22 protein-coding genes and 2 pseudogenes are annotated in these 12,724 nt (G+C 42.9%); all 24 read left to right on the top strand.

Annotation, left to right across the window (positions count from 1 at the left end):
• The first annotated feature begins 65 nt into the window (after window positions 1-65).
• The 24 genes and pseudogenes from tuf to IPP74_03585 all read left to right on the top strand — a co-directional run bounded on the left by tuf (window position 66) and on the right by IPP74_03585 (window position 12,617).
• Window positions 66-1,242 (top strand): annotated as a pseudogene (tuf, locus tag IPP74_03700) (elongation factor Tu).
• A gap of 29 nt (window positions 1,243-1,271) precedes the next feature.
• On the top strand, window positions 1,272-1,595 hold the full coding sequence (gene rpsJ, locus IPP74_03695; GenBank protein MBL0318394.1) for a 30S ribosomal protein S10: 324 nt from the start codon (window positions 1,272-1,274) through the stop codon (window positions 1,593-1,595).
• Window positions 1,592-2,338, top strand: coding sequence for a 50S ribosomal protein L3 (gene rplC, locus IPP74_03690; protein ID MBL0318393.1), 747 nt, complete (start codon window positions 1,592-1,594; stop codon window positions 2,336-2,338). Before rpsJ ends, rplC begins: the two co-directional genes overlap by 4 nt.
• A gap of 15 nt (window positions 2,339-2,353) precedes the next feature.
• Window positions 2,354-2,976 (top strand): annotated as a pseudogene (gene rplD / locus IPP74_03685) (50S ribosomal protein L4).
• Window positions 2,973-3,266, top strand: coding sequence for a 50S ribosomal protein L23 (locus IPP74_03680; protein ID MBL0318392.1), 294 nt, complete (start codon window positions 2,973-2,975; stop codon window positions 3,264-3,266). The pseudogene rplD and the gene IPP74_03680 overlap by 4 nt, the downstream one beginning before the upstream one ends.
• 3 nt (window positions 3,267-3,269) lie before the next feature.
• Window positions 3,270-4,106, top strand: coding sequence for a 50S ribosomal protein L2 (rplB, locus tag IPP74_03675; protein MBL0318391.1), 837 nt, complete (start codon window positions 3,270-3,272; stop codon window positions 4,104-4,106).
• Between the two features lie 14 nt (window positions 4,107-4,120).
• Window positions 4,121-4,390: a 30S ribosomal protein S19 gene (gene rpsS, locus IPP74_03670; GenBank protein ID MBL0318390.1), complete on the top strand. Its 270-nt coding sequence runs from the start codon at window positions 4,121-4,123 to the stop codon at window positions 4,388-4,390.
• Between the two features lie 2 nt (window positions 4,391-4,392).
• Window positions 4,393-4,770 carry a 50S ribosomal protein L22 gene (rplV, locus tag IPP74_03665; GenBank protein ID MBL0318389.1) on the top strand — a complete coding sequence of 126 codons (378 nt, stop codon included), beginning with the start codon at window positions 4,393-4,395 and terminating at the stop codon, window positions 4,768-4,770.
• A 3-nt stretch (window positions 4,771-4,773) separates the two neighbouring features.
• On the top strand, window positions 4,774-5,439 hold the full coding sequence (rpsC, locus tag IPP74_03660; GenBank protein ID MBL0318388.1) for a 30S ribosomal protein S3: 666 nt from the start codon (window positions 4,774-4,776) through the stop codon (window positions 5,437-5,439).
• An 8-nt stretch (window positions 5,440-5,447) separates the two neighbouring features.
• Window positions 5,448-5,867, top strand: coding sequence for a 50S ribosomal protein L16 (rplP, locus tag IPP74_03655; protein ID MBL0318387.1), 420 nt, complete (start codon window positions 5,448-5,450; stop codon window positions 5,865-5,867).
• 17 nt (window positions 5,868-5,884) lie between these two features.
• Window positions 5,885-6,097: a 50S ribosomal protein L29 gene (gene rpmC, locus IPP74_03650; protein MBL0318386.1), complete on the top strand. Its 213-nt coding sequence runs from the start codon at window positions 5,885-5,887 to the stop codon at window positions 6,095-6,097.
• Complete coding sequence (rpsQ, locus tag IPP74_03645) at window positions 6,090-6,317, top strand: 30S ribosomal protein S17 (protein ID MBL0318385.1); 228 nt, start codon at window positions 6,090-6,092, stop codon at window positions 6,315-6,317. The genes rpmC and rpsQ overlap by 8 nt, the downstream gene beginning before the upstream one ends.
• Window positions 6,318-6,348: 31 nt before the next feature.
• Window positions 6,349-6,717 carry a 50S ribosomal protein L14 gene (gene rplN / locus IPP74_03640; GenBank protein MBL0318384.1) on the top strand — a complete coding sequence of 123 codons (369 nt, stop codon included), beginning with the start codon at window positions 6,349-6,351 and terminating at the stop codon, window positions 6,715-6,717.
• A gap of 1 nt (window position 6,718) precedes the next feature.
• The gene (rplX, locus tag IPP74_03635; protein ID MBL0318383.1) at window positions 6,719-7,030 is read left to right on the top strand and encodes a 50S ribosomal protein L24; all 312 of its coding nucleotides are present in this window, start codon (window positions 6,719-6,721) and stop codon (window positions 7,028-7,030) included.
• Window positions 7,031-7,042: 12 nt separating this feature from the next.
• Entirely contained in the window at window positions 7,043-7,582 is a 540-nt protein-coding gene (gene rplE, locus IPP74_03630) for a 50S ribosomal protein L5 (protein ID MBL0318382.1), read from the top strand.
• A gap of 13 nt (window positions 7,583-7,595) precedes the next feature.
• Window positions 7,596-7,907, top strand: coding sequence for a 30S ribosomal protein S14 (rpsN, locus tag IPP74_03625; protein ID MBL0318381.1), 312 nt, complete (start codon window positions 7,596-7,598; stop codon window positions 7,905-7,907).
• A gap of 9 nt (window positions 7,908-7,916) precedes the next feature.
• The gene (gene rpsH, locus IPP74_03620; protein ID MBL0318380.1) at window positions 7,917-8,324 is read left to right on the top strand and encodes a 30S ribosomal protein S8; all 408 of its coding nucleotides are present in this window, start codon (window positions 7,917-7,919) and stop codon (window positions 8,322-8,324) included.
• Window positions 8,325-8,333: 9 nt separating this feature from the next.
• Window positions 8,334-8,879: a 50S ribosomal protein L6 gene (gene rplF / locus IPP74_03615; GenBank protein MBL0318379.1), complete on the top strand. Its 546-nt coding sequence runs from the start codon at window positions 8,334-8,336 to the stop codon at window positions 8,877-8,879.
• 20 nt (window positions 8,880-8,899) lie between these two features.
• Window positions 8,900-9,262, top strand: coding sequence for a 50S ribosomal protein L18 (locus tag IPP74_03610; protein ID MBL0318378.1), 363 nt, complete (start codon window positions 8,900-8,902; stop codon window positions 9,260-9,262).
• Between the two features lie 7 nt (window positions 9,263-9,269).
• Complete coding sequence (gene rpsE, locus IPP74_03605; protein ID MBL0318377.1) at window positions 9,270-9,824, top strand: 30S ribosomal protein S5; 555 nt, start codon at window positions 9,270-9,272, stop codon at window positions 9,822-9,824.
• A 17-nt stretch (window positions 9,825-9,841) separates the two neighbouring features.
• The gene (rpmD, locus tag IPP74_03600) at window positions 9,842-10,024 is read left to right on the top strand and encodes a 50S ribosomal protein L30 (GenBank protein MBL0318376.1); all 183 of its coding nucleotides are present in this window, start codon (window positions 9,842-9,844) and stop codon (window positions 10,022-10,024) included.
• A gap of 32 nt (window positions 10,025-10,056) precedes the next feature.
• A complete protein-coding gene (gene rplO, locus IPP74_03595; GenBank protein ID MBL0318375.1) occupies window positions 10,057-10,596 on the top strand; it encodes a 50S ribosomal protein L15 in 540 nt (179 codons plus the stop codon).
• A gap of 15 nt (window positions 10,597-10,611) precedes the next feature.
• A complete protein-coding gene (gene secY / locus IPP74_03590; GenBank protein ID MBL0318374.1) occupies window positions 10,612-11,958 on the top strand; it encodes a preprotein translocase subunit SecY in 1,347 nt (448 codons plus the stop codon).
• Window positions 11,955-12,617 (top strand): adenylate kinase, encoded by a 663-nt coding sequence (locus IPP74_03585; GenBank protein MBL0318373.1) that lies wholly within the window; start codon window positions 11,955-11,957, stop codon window positions 12,615-12,617. The genes secY and IPP74_03585 overlap by 4 nt, the downstream gene beginning before the upstream one ends.
• The last annotated feature ends 107 nt before the right edge of the window (window positions 12,618-12,724 follow it).

Genomic DNA, 12,724 nt, shown 5'->3' with positions numbered 1-12,724 from the left:
AGAAATGCAATGAGAATAAAAAGAATAACTAGGTTAAAAAGAAGGTTTTAAGTAGGTAGGTAGTTATGGCAAAAGAAAAGTTCGTACGTAATAAGCCGCACTGTAACGTTGGAACCATTGGTCACGTTGACCACGGTAAGACGACATTGACAGCTGCTATCGCAAACGTATTGGGTACTAAAATTCAATTCGATCAAATCGATAAAGCCCCAGAAGAAAAAGAGCGTGGTATTACGATTAACGCTTCACACGTTGAGTATGAAACAGCGAATCGCCACTATGCACACGTTGATTGCCCAGGACACGCCGACTATGTAAAAAACATGATTACCGGTGCTGCGCAAATGGATGGAGCAATCCTGGTTGTGAGTGCAACCGATGGCCCAATGCCACAGACGCGTGAGCACATTCTGCTTGCACGTCAGGTGGGTGTACCTGCGATTGTGGTATTCTTAAATAAAGTTGATCAGGTTGATGACGCTGAGTTATTAGACCTGGTTGAAATGGAAGTTCGTGAATTGCTTAGCAAGTACGATTTCCCTGGAGATGATATTCCTATTATCCGTGGTTCTGCATTGAGTGCGCTTGAAGGTAAAAATCCTGAGATTGGCGCTGATGCAGTGAGAAAATTGATGGATGCTGTTGATAGCTATATCCCAATGCCACAACGTCCACTGGATAAACCATTCCTGATGCCAATTGAAGATGTGTTCTCTATCTCCGGTCGTGGTACCGTAGTAACAGGCCGTATTGAAACTGGTGTTGTGAAAGTAGGTGAAGAGATCGAGATCGTTGGTATTAAAGATACGCAAAAAACCACCTGTACAGGTGTTGAGATGTTCCGTAAGCTGCTTGACCAAGGTGAAGCTGGTGATAACGTGGGTATCTTGTTGCGTGGAACCAAACGTGAAGATGTTGAGCGTGGTCAAGTTCTGGCTAAACCAGGCACGATCAAACCTCACCGTAAGTTTAAAGCGGAGAGTATACGTATTGAAGAAAGAAGAAGGCGGTCGCCATACTCCATTCTTCAATGATTATCGTCCGCAATTCTATTTCCGTACTACCGACGTTACCGGGTCAGTTAAACTGCCTGAAGGTAAAGAGATGGTAATGCCTGGAGATAACGTGACTGTTGAAATTGAATTGATTCACCCAATCGCGATGGACAGAGGCTTGCGCTTCGCTATCCGTGAAGGTGGTCGTACTGTTGGTGCTGGTGTCGTTCACGACATTCAAGACTAATTAAATTTGGGACAAAAAGAAGACATATTATGAATTCGCAAATTATCCAAATCAAGTTGAGAGCGTTTGATCACAAAGTGTTGGATCAGGCCGTAAAAGAGATCGTGAATACCGTTAAACGTACAGGTGCTCGCGTTCGTGGTCCAATCCCTCTGCCGCGCAAGATATCGCGCTTTACTGTGTTGCGTAGCCCTCACATTGATAAAGATTCGCGTGAACAGTTTGAGATCCGCGTCCACAAGCGTTTGGTAAGCATTGTTGATGCAACGTCTCAGACCATTGATGCATTGATGAAACTTGATCTAGCATCAGGTGTAGGTGTAGAAGTCAAATTAGCTGAGGCAGTAGCATGAGAACAGGAGTCATAGCACAAAAAGTCGGCATGACAAGCCGCTTTGATCAAGAGGGCAAAAAGGTCCCCGTTACGATTCTTCTCGTAGACGGTTGCCAAGTTATCCAGCGTAAACAAGAGGAAGGCAAGGACGGCTATAATGCGGTCCAGGTTGGTGTGTGTGATGTTAAACCACAACGTGCCAATAAGCCTAAAAAAGGCCACTTCGCTAAAGCTGGGATTGCTGTTAAAAAACATATCAAAGAATTCCGGGTTGCTGCTGATGCACTCCTTGATGTTGGTACAGAGATTCTGGTAACCCATTTTGTTCTTGGACAATTTGTTGATGTTCAAGCAACAACCAAAGGTAAAGGATTTGCCGGTGTTATGAAACGCTGGAACTTCGGTGGTTTAAGAGCTACCCACGGTGTTTCTGTGTCTCACCGTTCACATGGTTCAACTGGTCAACGTCAAGATCCGGGCCGCGTGTTCAAAAATAAGAAAATGGCTGGTCACCTGGGTGTTGAAACCGTGACTGTTCAAAATCTTGAAATCATAGACATAAATGTCGAGCTTCGTACCATCGCTGTTAAAGGCGCAGTACCAGGCAATAAAGGTGGATATGTTTATATATCCGATGCAATTAAACGTTTGCTTCCATCAAATGCTCCGTATCCTACGGCATTTGCTGGTGCTTCAGCGCAACAAACTGAATCAACTGCTCCGGCTGATGATTCATCTGCGTCTGAACAAGCTTCGCAGTAGTGGAGGAGTAAGATAATGAAAGTCAATGTCATAAATCTAGAGACAGGACAAACGGTAGGAGACATAGAACTGAGCGCAGCTCTGTTTGGTTTGCCTAAACGTAAAGACTTGCTTCACCGTGCGGTTCGTTATCAGTTGGCTAAACGTCAATCGGGTAATCATAAAACCAAAGGTATTTCTGAAGTACAAGGTACAACGAAAAAGCCTTATCGTCAGAAAGGTACCGGTCACGCTCGTCAGGGTAGCTTGCGCTCACCTCAATATCGTGGCGGTGGTATTATTTTCGGGCCAGTTGTTCGTAGCCATGCTTTTGACCTTCCTAAGAAAGTTCGTAAGCTGGCATTAAGAACGGCTCTATCTGCCAAGGCTGCTGATTTAAAAATCACAGTGGTTGAGCATGATAACATTTCCAGCCATAAAACAAAGAACTTCAAAAGCACACTCGAAAAATTAGGTTTAAAATCTGCGCTTATCGTTACTGGTGAGCAAGCCCTGACAATTTGAAACGTGCTGCTTCCAACATTCCATATATCGATGTACTTTCACAGCAAGGTATTAACGTTTATGACATCCTTCGTCATGAAAATGTTTTGCTTACGAAAGATGCGATCCGCTATTTAGAGGAGAATTTCGCATGACTATAGCACCTCAATTTGATATTATTCGTTCACCTATTATAACCGAGAAATCGACAGCATTAAGTGAACTCAACAAATTTGCGTTTAAGGTATCACCTGACGCTACTAAAACAGGGGTAAAGAATGCTATTCAGACCTTGTTCAAAGTGGAAGTTCAATCAGTGAATATCCTGAATGTAAAAGGTAAGGTTAAACTATTCCGTGGTCGTAAGGGCAAACGCTCTGATTATAAAAAAGCCATTGTGACCCTTACCAAAGGTCAAACCCTTGATTTCACAGCAGGAGTATAATGTATGGCGTCTGCATTAAAGGTTTTTAATCCTACAACCCCAAGCCAACGTGGTCTGGTTCTTGTAGATAGAAGCGAAATTTCTAAGAATAAACCTGAGAAATCACTGACGGTTGGTTTCAAGCGTGGAACTGGTCGAAATAACGCAGGTCACATTACCAATAGAAACAGAGGTTGTGGACATAAGCGTAGTTATCGTATTATCGATTTTAAACGTAATAAGTTTGATGTTGTAGCCAGTGTTCTGGACATTCAATATGATCCAAACCGTACTTCCTATATCGCTCTTATCCAATATACCGATGGTGAGAAATCATATATCCTTGCGCCACAGCGTTTGCAGGCTGGAGACACCGTTGTTTCAGGACAGAAGGTTGAAATTAATCCCGGCAATGCCATGCCGCTTAAAAATGTACCCGTAGGTACGTTGGTTCACAATGTTGAATTAAAGCCAGGTCGTGGTGGACAGATTGCACGTGCAGCAGGTTGCTACGCACAGTTGATTGGTAAAGATTCAGGATATGCATTGCTTCGTCTTCGCTCAGGTGAAGTTCGTATGATCAATTCTGAATGTATGGCAACGATTGGCGCATTATCAAATCCAGATCAGCAGAACATTCAAATTGGTAAAGCTGGTCGTCAACGCTGGTTGGGTCGTCGTCCGCACGTTCGTGGTGTTGCCATGAACCCTGTTGATCACCCGCACGGTGGTGGTGAAGGTAAAACGTCAGGTGGTCGCCATCCGGTGTCACCAAAAGGTAAGCCGACAAAAGGTAAGCGTACACGTTCTCGCAAGAAAGTGTCGAATAAGCATATCGTTCGTCGTCGTTATGAGAAATAAGGAAAGAGGTAGTCATGACTAGATCAGTCTGGAAAGGTCCTTTTGTTGACGGTTATGTCATCAAAAAAGTTAAGAAAATTGGTCAAAAAGGTGTGATCAATATTCGGTCGCGTCGTTCTGTCATTCTTCCGGATTTCGTTGGATGTACGTTTGGTGTGTATAACGGCAAAAAATATGTGCCTGTTTATGTGAATGAAAATATGGTTGGATTTAAATTCGGTGAATTTGCTCCTACACGTACGTTCCATGGGCACAGTGCAGATAAAAAAGTGAAAAGGGCGTAATTATGTCTAAACCAGCAACACAAAGGAGACAAGCACCGACTGAGGCTATGGCCTATGCAAGATCGTTGCGTGTATCTCCTCGTAAACTCAATTTAGTTGGTCGTCTTATTTGCGGTATGCCTGTTGCTAAGGCTATCGTTCAGCTTCAGTTCTCGCATAAAGCGATTGCTAAAGACGTACGTAAGTTATTGTTGTCAGCCGTTGCTAACGCTGAAAACAACCATAATTTAGATATTGACCGTCTCGTAGTATCCGAGGTGGTTGTTGGGAAAGGCATTGTTATGAAGCGTTTCACAGCAAGGGCTCGCGGTCGCGCTGCCAGGGTTGTGAAGCCATTCAGTAATATGCGTATCGTAGTTCGCGAACAACAGGAGGAGTAATCCATGGGTCAGAAAGTTAATCCAATCGGTTTACGTACAGGTGGTATTCGTACATGGGATTCTTGCTGGTTTGCAGGCCAAGATTATGCAGACTTACTGCACAATGATTTAGCAATCCGTAAGTACCTTAAAAAATACTTGACCGATATTGGTGCAGGTGTCAGTAAGATTTTTATTGAAAGACCGGCAAAGAAAGCTATAGTAACTATCCATACGGCTCGTCCGGGAGTAGTGATTGGTCGTAAAGGAACAGATATTGAGAAACTCAAAGCTAAGCTTAAAGAGCTGACAGATGCTGAGGTGGTTCTGAATATCGTTGAAATTCGTAAGCCTGAAGTTGATCCAACCTTGATTGCTGAGAGTATCGCACGTCAGCTGGAGAAACGAATTGCTTTCCGTAAAGCGATGAAAAGAGCAGTTCAAAGCGCTATGCGCCAAGGTGCTCTAGGAATCAGGATAAATTGCTCTGGCCGTTTGGCTGGATCAGAAATTGCTCGTATGGAGTGGTATCGTGAAGGACGTGTTCCTTTGCATACACTTCGTGCAGACATTGATTATGGTACTGCTGAGGCGCTTACCACCTATGGTTTGATTGGTGTAAAAGTCTGGGTGTTCCATAAAGAAGTGTTGAGCAAAGAAGAAGAACAACCTAAAGAAGCTAATCAGTAGGTCTTAACATGAACGGTCCAAAGAAGTCAAAATATAGAAAGCAGTTTAAAGGCAAGATTCATGGAAACGCTAAAGGTGGCACGGCCATTGACTTTGGTGATTTTGGATTGAAAGCACTTGAACCAGAAAGAATAACAGCACGTCAGATTGAGGCGGCTCGAAGAACGATCACCCGTGAAATGAAAAGGGTTGGTGTACTTTGGATCCGTATTTTTCCAGATGTTCCTGTTAGTACCAAACCTGCGGAAGTAAGGATGGGAAGTGGTAAGGGTACACCAGAATATTATGTGTGCAAAGTGAAGCCAGGTAGAGTGCTTTTCGAGCTTGCAGGTATCCCTGAAGATGTAGCACGTAGCGCGTTTGCGAAGGCAGCGGCAAAATTGCCGATTGCAACCAAGTTCGTTAAACGTGTTGGTGAAAATGTTTAAAACAGAGTGAGTGTGGTATGAAAATAGATGAAATTCGCACAAAGTCGGTTGAAGAGTTGCAAGGTCAAATAGAAGACCTAAAGCGTGAATCTATGAATTTGCGTTTTCAAAAAGCAACTCATGAATTGGCTAAAGTATCGAGAATTAAAGAGGTGCGTCGTACTATAGCTCGTATCTTGACAATCATTAGAGAAAAGCAAATAAAAGCGGCAGGAGGTAACCATGCCTAAACGCGTATTAAAAGGTACTGTTGTTAGCGTCACACCCAAAACGATTACCGTTTTAGTTGTGAGCCGTTATATGCACCCTATTTATAAAAAATTCGTGCAGCGTTCTAAAAAATACGCAGCGCATGATGAAACAAATCGTTGTAAGCTTGGTGAAGACGTGAGGATTGAGGAATCGCGTCCTATATCAAAAAGAAAACGTTGGGTGGTTCTTGAATCATAATAATTTTTAGAAGAGCGAGAAGGATTGTCTTATGATCCAGATGCAGACAAGATTAGTTGTAGCAGATAACTCAGGTGCACAGGAAGTAATGTGCGTTAAGGTGCTTGGTGGTTCCAAACGTAAAACCGCAAGCATTGGTGATGTTATCGTAGTATCCGTGAAGAAAGCAAATCCTCACGCGAAAATTAAAAAAGGTGAAGTTCATCGTGCTGTTATAGTACGCACCAGAAAGGATATACGTCGTCAAGATGGTTCCGTTATTCGTTTTGATAATAACGCGGCTGTGTTGATCAATAAGCAGGGGGAACCTCTTGCTACTCGTATATTTGGCCCAGTTGCCCGTGAACTTCGTGCCAGAAAATTTATGAAAATTATTTCGTTAGCGCCGGAGGTACTGTAACATGACCAAGCTTCGTATTAAAAAGGGTGACAAGGTAATTGTCATTTCGGGATCTGACAAAGGTAAAACAGGTGTAGTGCTTAAAGTTTTCCCTGAGGATTCTAAAGTACTTGTTTCTGGTGTTGCAGTGGCTACTCGCCATCAAAAGCCAATGGGTATGAAACCTGCAGGTCTGATTAAGAAAGAGCAACCTATACACATCTCTAATGTGATGTTGGTAGATTCGGAAGGCAAGCCTACACGTGTAGGCCGTCGCAAAGAAGGTGAAAAGAACGTCCGCTTCGCGAAAACAACCAATGAAGTTCTAAACTAAGGGTGATTGACCATGTTTAATTTGCAAGATCATTATAATAAGGTAGTTGTTCCGGAGTTGAAGAAACAATTCGGCTATACCAATGTCCACCAGATACCAAAGCTATTATCAGTCCACTTAAATATGGGTGTTGGTAGTCAGGCGGTTGCTGATAGCAAAACAATTAATCATGCTTATGATCAATTGACATTGATTGCTGGTCAAAAACCTGTTAAAACAAAATCGCGTAAATCGATTGCTGCGTTCAAACTTCGTGAAGGTATGGAAATTGGCTGTAAAGTCACTCTCCGTAAAGAGCGTATGTATGATTTTCTGGAAAGGCTAGTATTTATAGCTCTTCCACGGGTTCGTGACTTTCGTGGTTTGTCAAAAAAATCGTTTGATGGTCGTGGCAATTATTCACTGGGTATTAAAGAACAGATCGTTTTCCCAGAGATTGATTATGATAAAATTGATCGGGTTCGTGGTATGGATATCGTGATTACCACATCGGCAAAGACTAATGAGGAAGCAGAGGCTTTGTTGAAAGCTATGTGCTTGCCGCTTGTTTAATTTGAGGTAGATTATGGCTAAAAAATCAGTTGTCCGTCGTAACGACAAACGTGCAAGAAAAGTAAAAGGCCAGGCAAGTCGCCGGGCAGATATTAAAGCACGTATTTATGACAAAACAGGGAATGTCACCATAGCTGAGAAATTTCAGTTATCTATGGAATTGGCCGGTTTGTCTAGGGATGGTTCGCGCGTTCGTTATGCTCGCCGTTGCCGTTTGACAGGTCGTAAAAAGGGATATTTCCGTAAGTTTAATATGTCGCGTATTAAACTGCGTGATTTGGCTGCATATGGTCAGTTACCTGGTGTAATAAAAGCAAGTTGGTAGGAGTCTAACATGGCAATGAATGATACCTTAGCAGATATGTTAACCAGAATTCGTAATGGTCAATCTGCACACCTGGCGAAAGTCGAGTGTTTAAATTCTAAATTAAATCGTGCTGTTCTTGAAGTGCTGAAAATCGAGGGGTATATCCAAGATTATCAGGAAGAAAGTCAAGAGGGCAAAGCTTATACTAAGTTGACTGTTGTTCTTCGTTACCATGCTGGTAAAGGAGCAATCACGATGCTTAAGCGTATATCTAAACCTGGTCGACGTATGTATATATCGGTGGCAGAGTTGCTTAAGTCCCGTGTGTATAATGGTCTTGGAATTTCGGTTTTATCTACCAATAAGGGTGTTATGTCTGATATTGAAGCCAGACGCCAGAACGTTGGTGGTGAATTGTTATGTAACGTATTTTAGGAATGATCCATGTCTCGCGTAGGTAAACATCCAGTTTCAATTCCTGCTAATGTTCAGGTTACTATCCAAGAAGGAAATGTGTTGGTAAAAGGACCTCTTGGTTCTCTTGAGTCCGACGTCATTCGTTTTGTGAATAATGACTTGACCAAAGAAAAATTGACTATGACTCCATTGTCAGATAATCCTAAGGATCGCGCAAAATGGGGCATGGCTAAACGTATCATTGATAATATGGTTGAGGGAGTTGTTAAAGGTTACTCTCAAACCATCGAAATCATTGGAGTGGGTTTTAAAGTTGCTCAAGAATCCCCTAAGGAACTTCGTTTTTCGTTGGGTTACAGCCATGATATCGTTTTTGAATTACCAGAAGGGATTACCTTCGTCATTGAAAAGCCGACTGTTTTGGTTATTAAAGGAATCGATAAGCAAAAAGTTGGACAGATTGTCGGTGAAATCATTCGTCTTCGTCGCCGCGATCCATACAAAGGAAAAGGCCTTTATCGTATTGCGCCTGTTGTTGAGTATCGTCGTTCTAAAGAAGGCAAGAAGAAATAGGTTATAGGAAGGTTGTTATGATGTCCGCCAAAAAGAAAGCCCATTTACTGAAACGTAAAGAAAGAAATAATAATAGCATTAAGAAAAAAAGCAATCGTCCTCGTCTTGCAGTGTTTCGCTCTGGCCAGCATATTTATGCCCAGCTCGTCTGCAATGTTACTGGAGATATTTTGGCCTGTGCTTCAACCTTGGAAAAAGAAATTCGTTCAAAGTTGAAAACAGGAGCTAATGTTGAAGCCGCAAAACAGATTGGTAAGCTTGTCGCTGAAAGAACTGTTTTGCTGGGTATAGTACAAGTTGTTTTTGATCGTGGGGGATATCCTTACCATGGTCGCGTAAAAGCAGTTGCTGAAGGTGCCCGTGAAGCGGGTCTTGATTTCTAATTAAGGTATGACTATGTCAAATGCGAATGTTAACACGGATCACAACCAAGATAGCGATTTAATTGAGAAGGTCGTTCTCGTAAAGCGCGTAGCTAAAGTAGTGAAAGGCGGACGTCGTTTCAGCTTTGCCGTGCTGGTAGTTATTGGTAATGGTAAAGGTCGAGTTGGTTGGGGCCTTGGTAAAGCGAGTGAAGTTGGTGATGCCCGCAAAAAGGCAGTGCAAGCAGCTAAACGTGCCATGATCCATATCCCTATGAAAGAAGGTCGGACTCTCCACCATGATTCATTCGGTAAATATGGTACGTCGACTGTTGTGGTTCGTACCGCTCCTTCAGGAACTGGTATCATTGCTGGCGGTGCAACACGTGCCGTTTTGGAAGTTGTTGGTATGCATGATGTGGTATCTAAATCGATTGGTTCTACCAATCCACATAATTTGGTTAAAGCCACGTTTGATGCACTTCAAAATACCACGTCTCCTCGTAACGTAGCTAACCGACGTGGCAAGCGTACAGGCGAGATTAAAAACTCTGCGAAAGAAAATAAAGAAACCGCAGAATAGGCTGATAAGAGGATTGTATGACAAAGAAAGTTAGAATAACGATGGTTTCCAGTAAATGTAAATCATTAAAAGCACAGAAGGCTACGCTGTTAGGGCTAGGTCTTAAGAAAATTGGTTCTGTATCGGAATTAGAGGATACTCCTTCAGTTCAAGGTATGATTCGCAAAGTGTTGCATCTGGTTAAAGTAGAGCAAGCTTAGAAATAAGCTTTCCAAGGTACGTGAGGTAATTTATGGTTCAGTTAAATACATTAAGAGATAATCCAGGAGCAACCCACTCGCTCATGCGAGTCGGACGTGGGTACGGTTCTGGAAAAGGTAAAACCTGTGGCCGTGGTTATAAAGGTCAGAAATCACGTACTGGTGTACGCTTGAATGGATTCGAAGGTGGACAAATGCCACTTTACCGTCGCTTGCCTAAGCGTGGTTTTACGAATATTCATCGTCAGGAATTTGCGGTTATTAATCTTGACCAATTGCAAGCCGCTATTGAAGCTGGAACGCTGAAGGCTAACGCGATCAATGTGCAAACGCTGAAGGAAGTCGGTTTGGTTCGTTCTGCAGCTAAATTGGTTAAGGTGCTTTCTTCTGGTGAGCTTACCAAAGCAATCACGATTGAAGTTGATGCCGCATCGCAAAAAGCACAGGATAAAATTTCTGCTGCTGGTGGTAAGATTCAGTTAAATCAATCGCTGGCTGAGAAGAAAGCCAAGATTGCTGAAAAACATTCACATCAGCCTAAAAAGAAAAAGTCTGTTAAAGACGAAGAATAGTCAAAGGGGTATTCCATGCGCTCAGCATCGGACAAATTAGCCGCTACCGTTAATCTTGGAGTCTTGTCTAAGGCGACGGAGTTAAAAAAACGCCTTTGGTTTATTCTGGGTGCGCTTATTATTTATAGAATAGGCACCTATATACCAATCCCTGGTGTTGATGCTTTGGTGCTTGAACAGGTCATGAATAAAAACGCGGGTGGAATGCTTGCCATTTTTAATATGTTTTCTGGTGGTGCTCTCGGTCGTATGACGATCTTCACACTCAGTATCATGCCTTATATTACGGCATCGATCATTATTCAGCTCATGACCTCGATTTCTAAATCGCTTGAAGCGTTAAAGAAAGAGGGTGAAAGCGGACGCCGGAAAATCAACCAATATACACGGTACTGCACGGTACTTTTTGCCTCTTTCCAGGCCTTTGGTATTGCTAAAGCACTTGAGAATATGTCTATTAACGGCGTGTCACCTGTGATTGACCCCGGTACCTTCTTTATGTGCACAACCGTGGTTACCTTGGTTGGTGGGACGATGTTCCTTATGTGGTTAGGCGAACAAATCACCCAGCGTGGTATTGGTAATGGTACATCCCTTATTATTTTTTCAGGTGTTGTCGCCGGCTTGCCAACAGCGTTGGGAAGCACGTTTGAGATGGGACGCACGGGTGCTCTTTCAACATTTTTTGTGTTGGGCTTGATGGTACTAGCTGTCTCCTTAATCATGTTTATTGTCTTTATGGAACGGGCGCAGCGTCGGATTGTGGTACAGTATCCCAAAAGGCAAATGGGCAATAAAATTTTTGGTGGCGATTCCTCGCATCTTCCGCTGAAGCTGAACACAGCTGGTGTTATACCACCTATTTTTGCAAGCTCGTTATTGCTCTTTCCAGTAACGTTGGCAAGTTTTCGTGGGAACAGCACTGAAAGTTCATTCCTAGACACGGTTATCCTTTACCTTTCCCATGGTAAACCGCTCTATATGCTAATGTATGTAGCGTTGATCGTGTTCTTCTCATTCTTCTATACAGCGGTTGTCTTTAACCCTGATGAAACGGCGGATAATCTCAAAAAATATGGTGGCTTTATTCCAGGGCGCAGACCAGGTAAGCATACGGCTGAATATCTTGATTTTGTCTTGACTCGCTTGACTACACTCGGGGCTATCTACTTGTCTATTATCTGTATTTTTCCTGAGTTACTGATTTCAAAATACTCTGTGCCGTTTTATCTTGGCGGTACCAGCTTGCTGATTGTGGTGAATGTGGTTATGGATACGATGGGTCAAATCCAAACGCACTTATTCTCTCACCAATATGAGGGATTAATCCGCAAAGCCAAGCTGCGTGGGAGGACTAAATGAAAATAATCCTTCTTGGCGCTCCAGGAGCTGGTAAAGGCACTCAGGCAGATAATCTAGTGAAACGTTACAGTATTCCTAAATTATCTACAGGTGATATGCTTCGAGACGCTGTGACGAAGCAAACGGCAGTTGGTAAGCAAGCGCAGGAAATTATGAAAGCGGGCAAACTCGTGCCGGATGATTTAATCGTTGACATGATTAAAGATCGAATCAGTCAGGCGGATTGTCATAAAGGTTATATTTTAGACGGGTTTCCACGGACGATTCAGCAAGCTGAAGCGTTGGAGACGTTACTTGCTTCTCAACAGCAACGCATTGATCAGGTGATCGAATTTAGTGTGGATGAAGACCAGCTGGTTAAGCGGATTTCAGGTCGATTTACCTGTAAATCCTGCGGAGAAGGTTATAATGATTTTTATAAGAACCCTGTTGTGGCGGGCCAATGTGACCGTTGCCAAAGCGGGGATTTTATCAGACGTGAAGACGATAATGAAACAACCGTTCGTTCACGTTTGAAAGTTTACCATGAACAAACAGCCCCCTTAAGGGACTATTATCAAAAGAAAGCGTTGCTTTCGAAGGTTAACGGTATGGGTGCTTTTGATCAGGTTACCCAGGAAATATGCAGTATTCTTGACAAGGTACTAAGAGCTGCGTAGCTGGCGTTATCCACAGGCCCTGAGGGTTCTGCGGAAGATGGGGTAGGCCATAATGAATCTTTTCAGGATTTGTTATTGACTTACGTAAGAAAACAGATAAAATGCCA

The sequence above is a fragment of the Alphaproteobacteria bacterium genome (genome assembly GCA_016722515.1).
In the GTDB taxonomy this organism is placed as follows: domain Bacteria; phylum Pseudomonadota; class Alphaproteobacteria; order Rickettsiales; family JADKJE01; genus JADKJE01.
The sequence above is the reverse complement of the archived record's forward strand: the minus strand, read 5'-3'. Positions and strand labels throughout refer to the sequence as shown.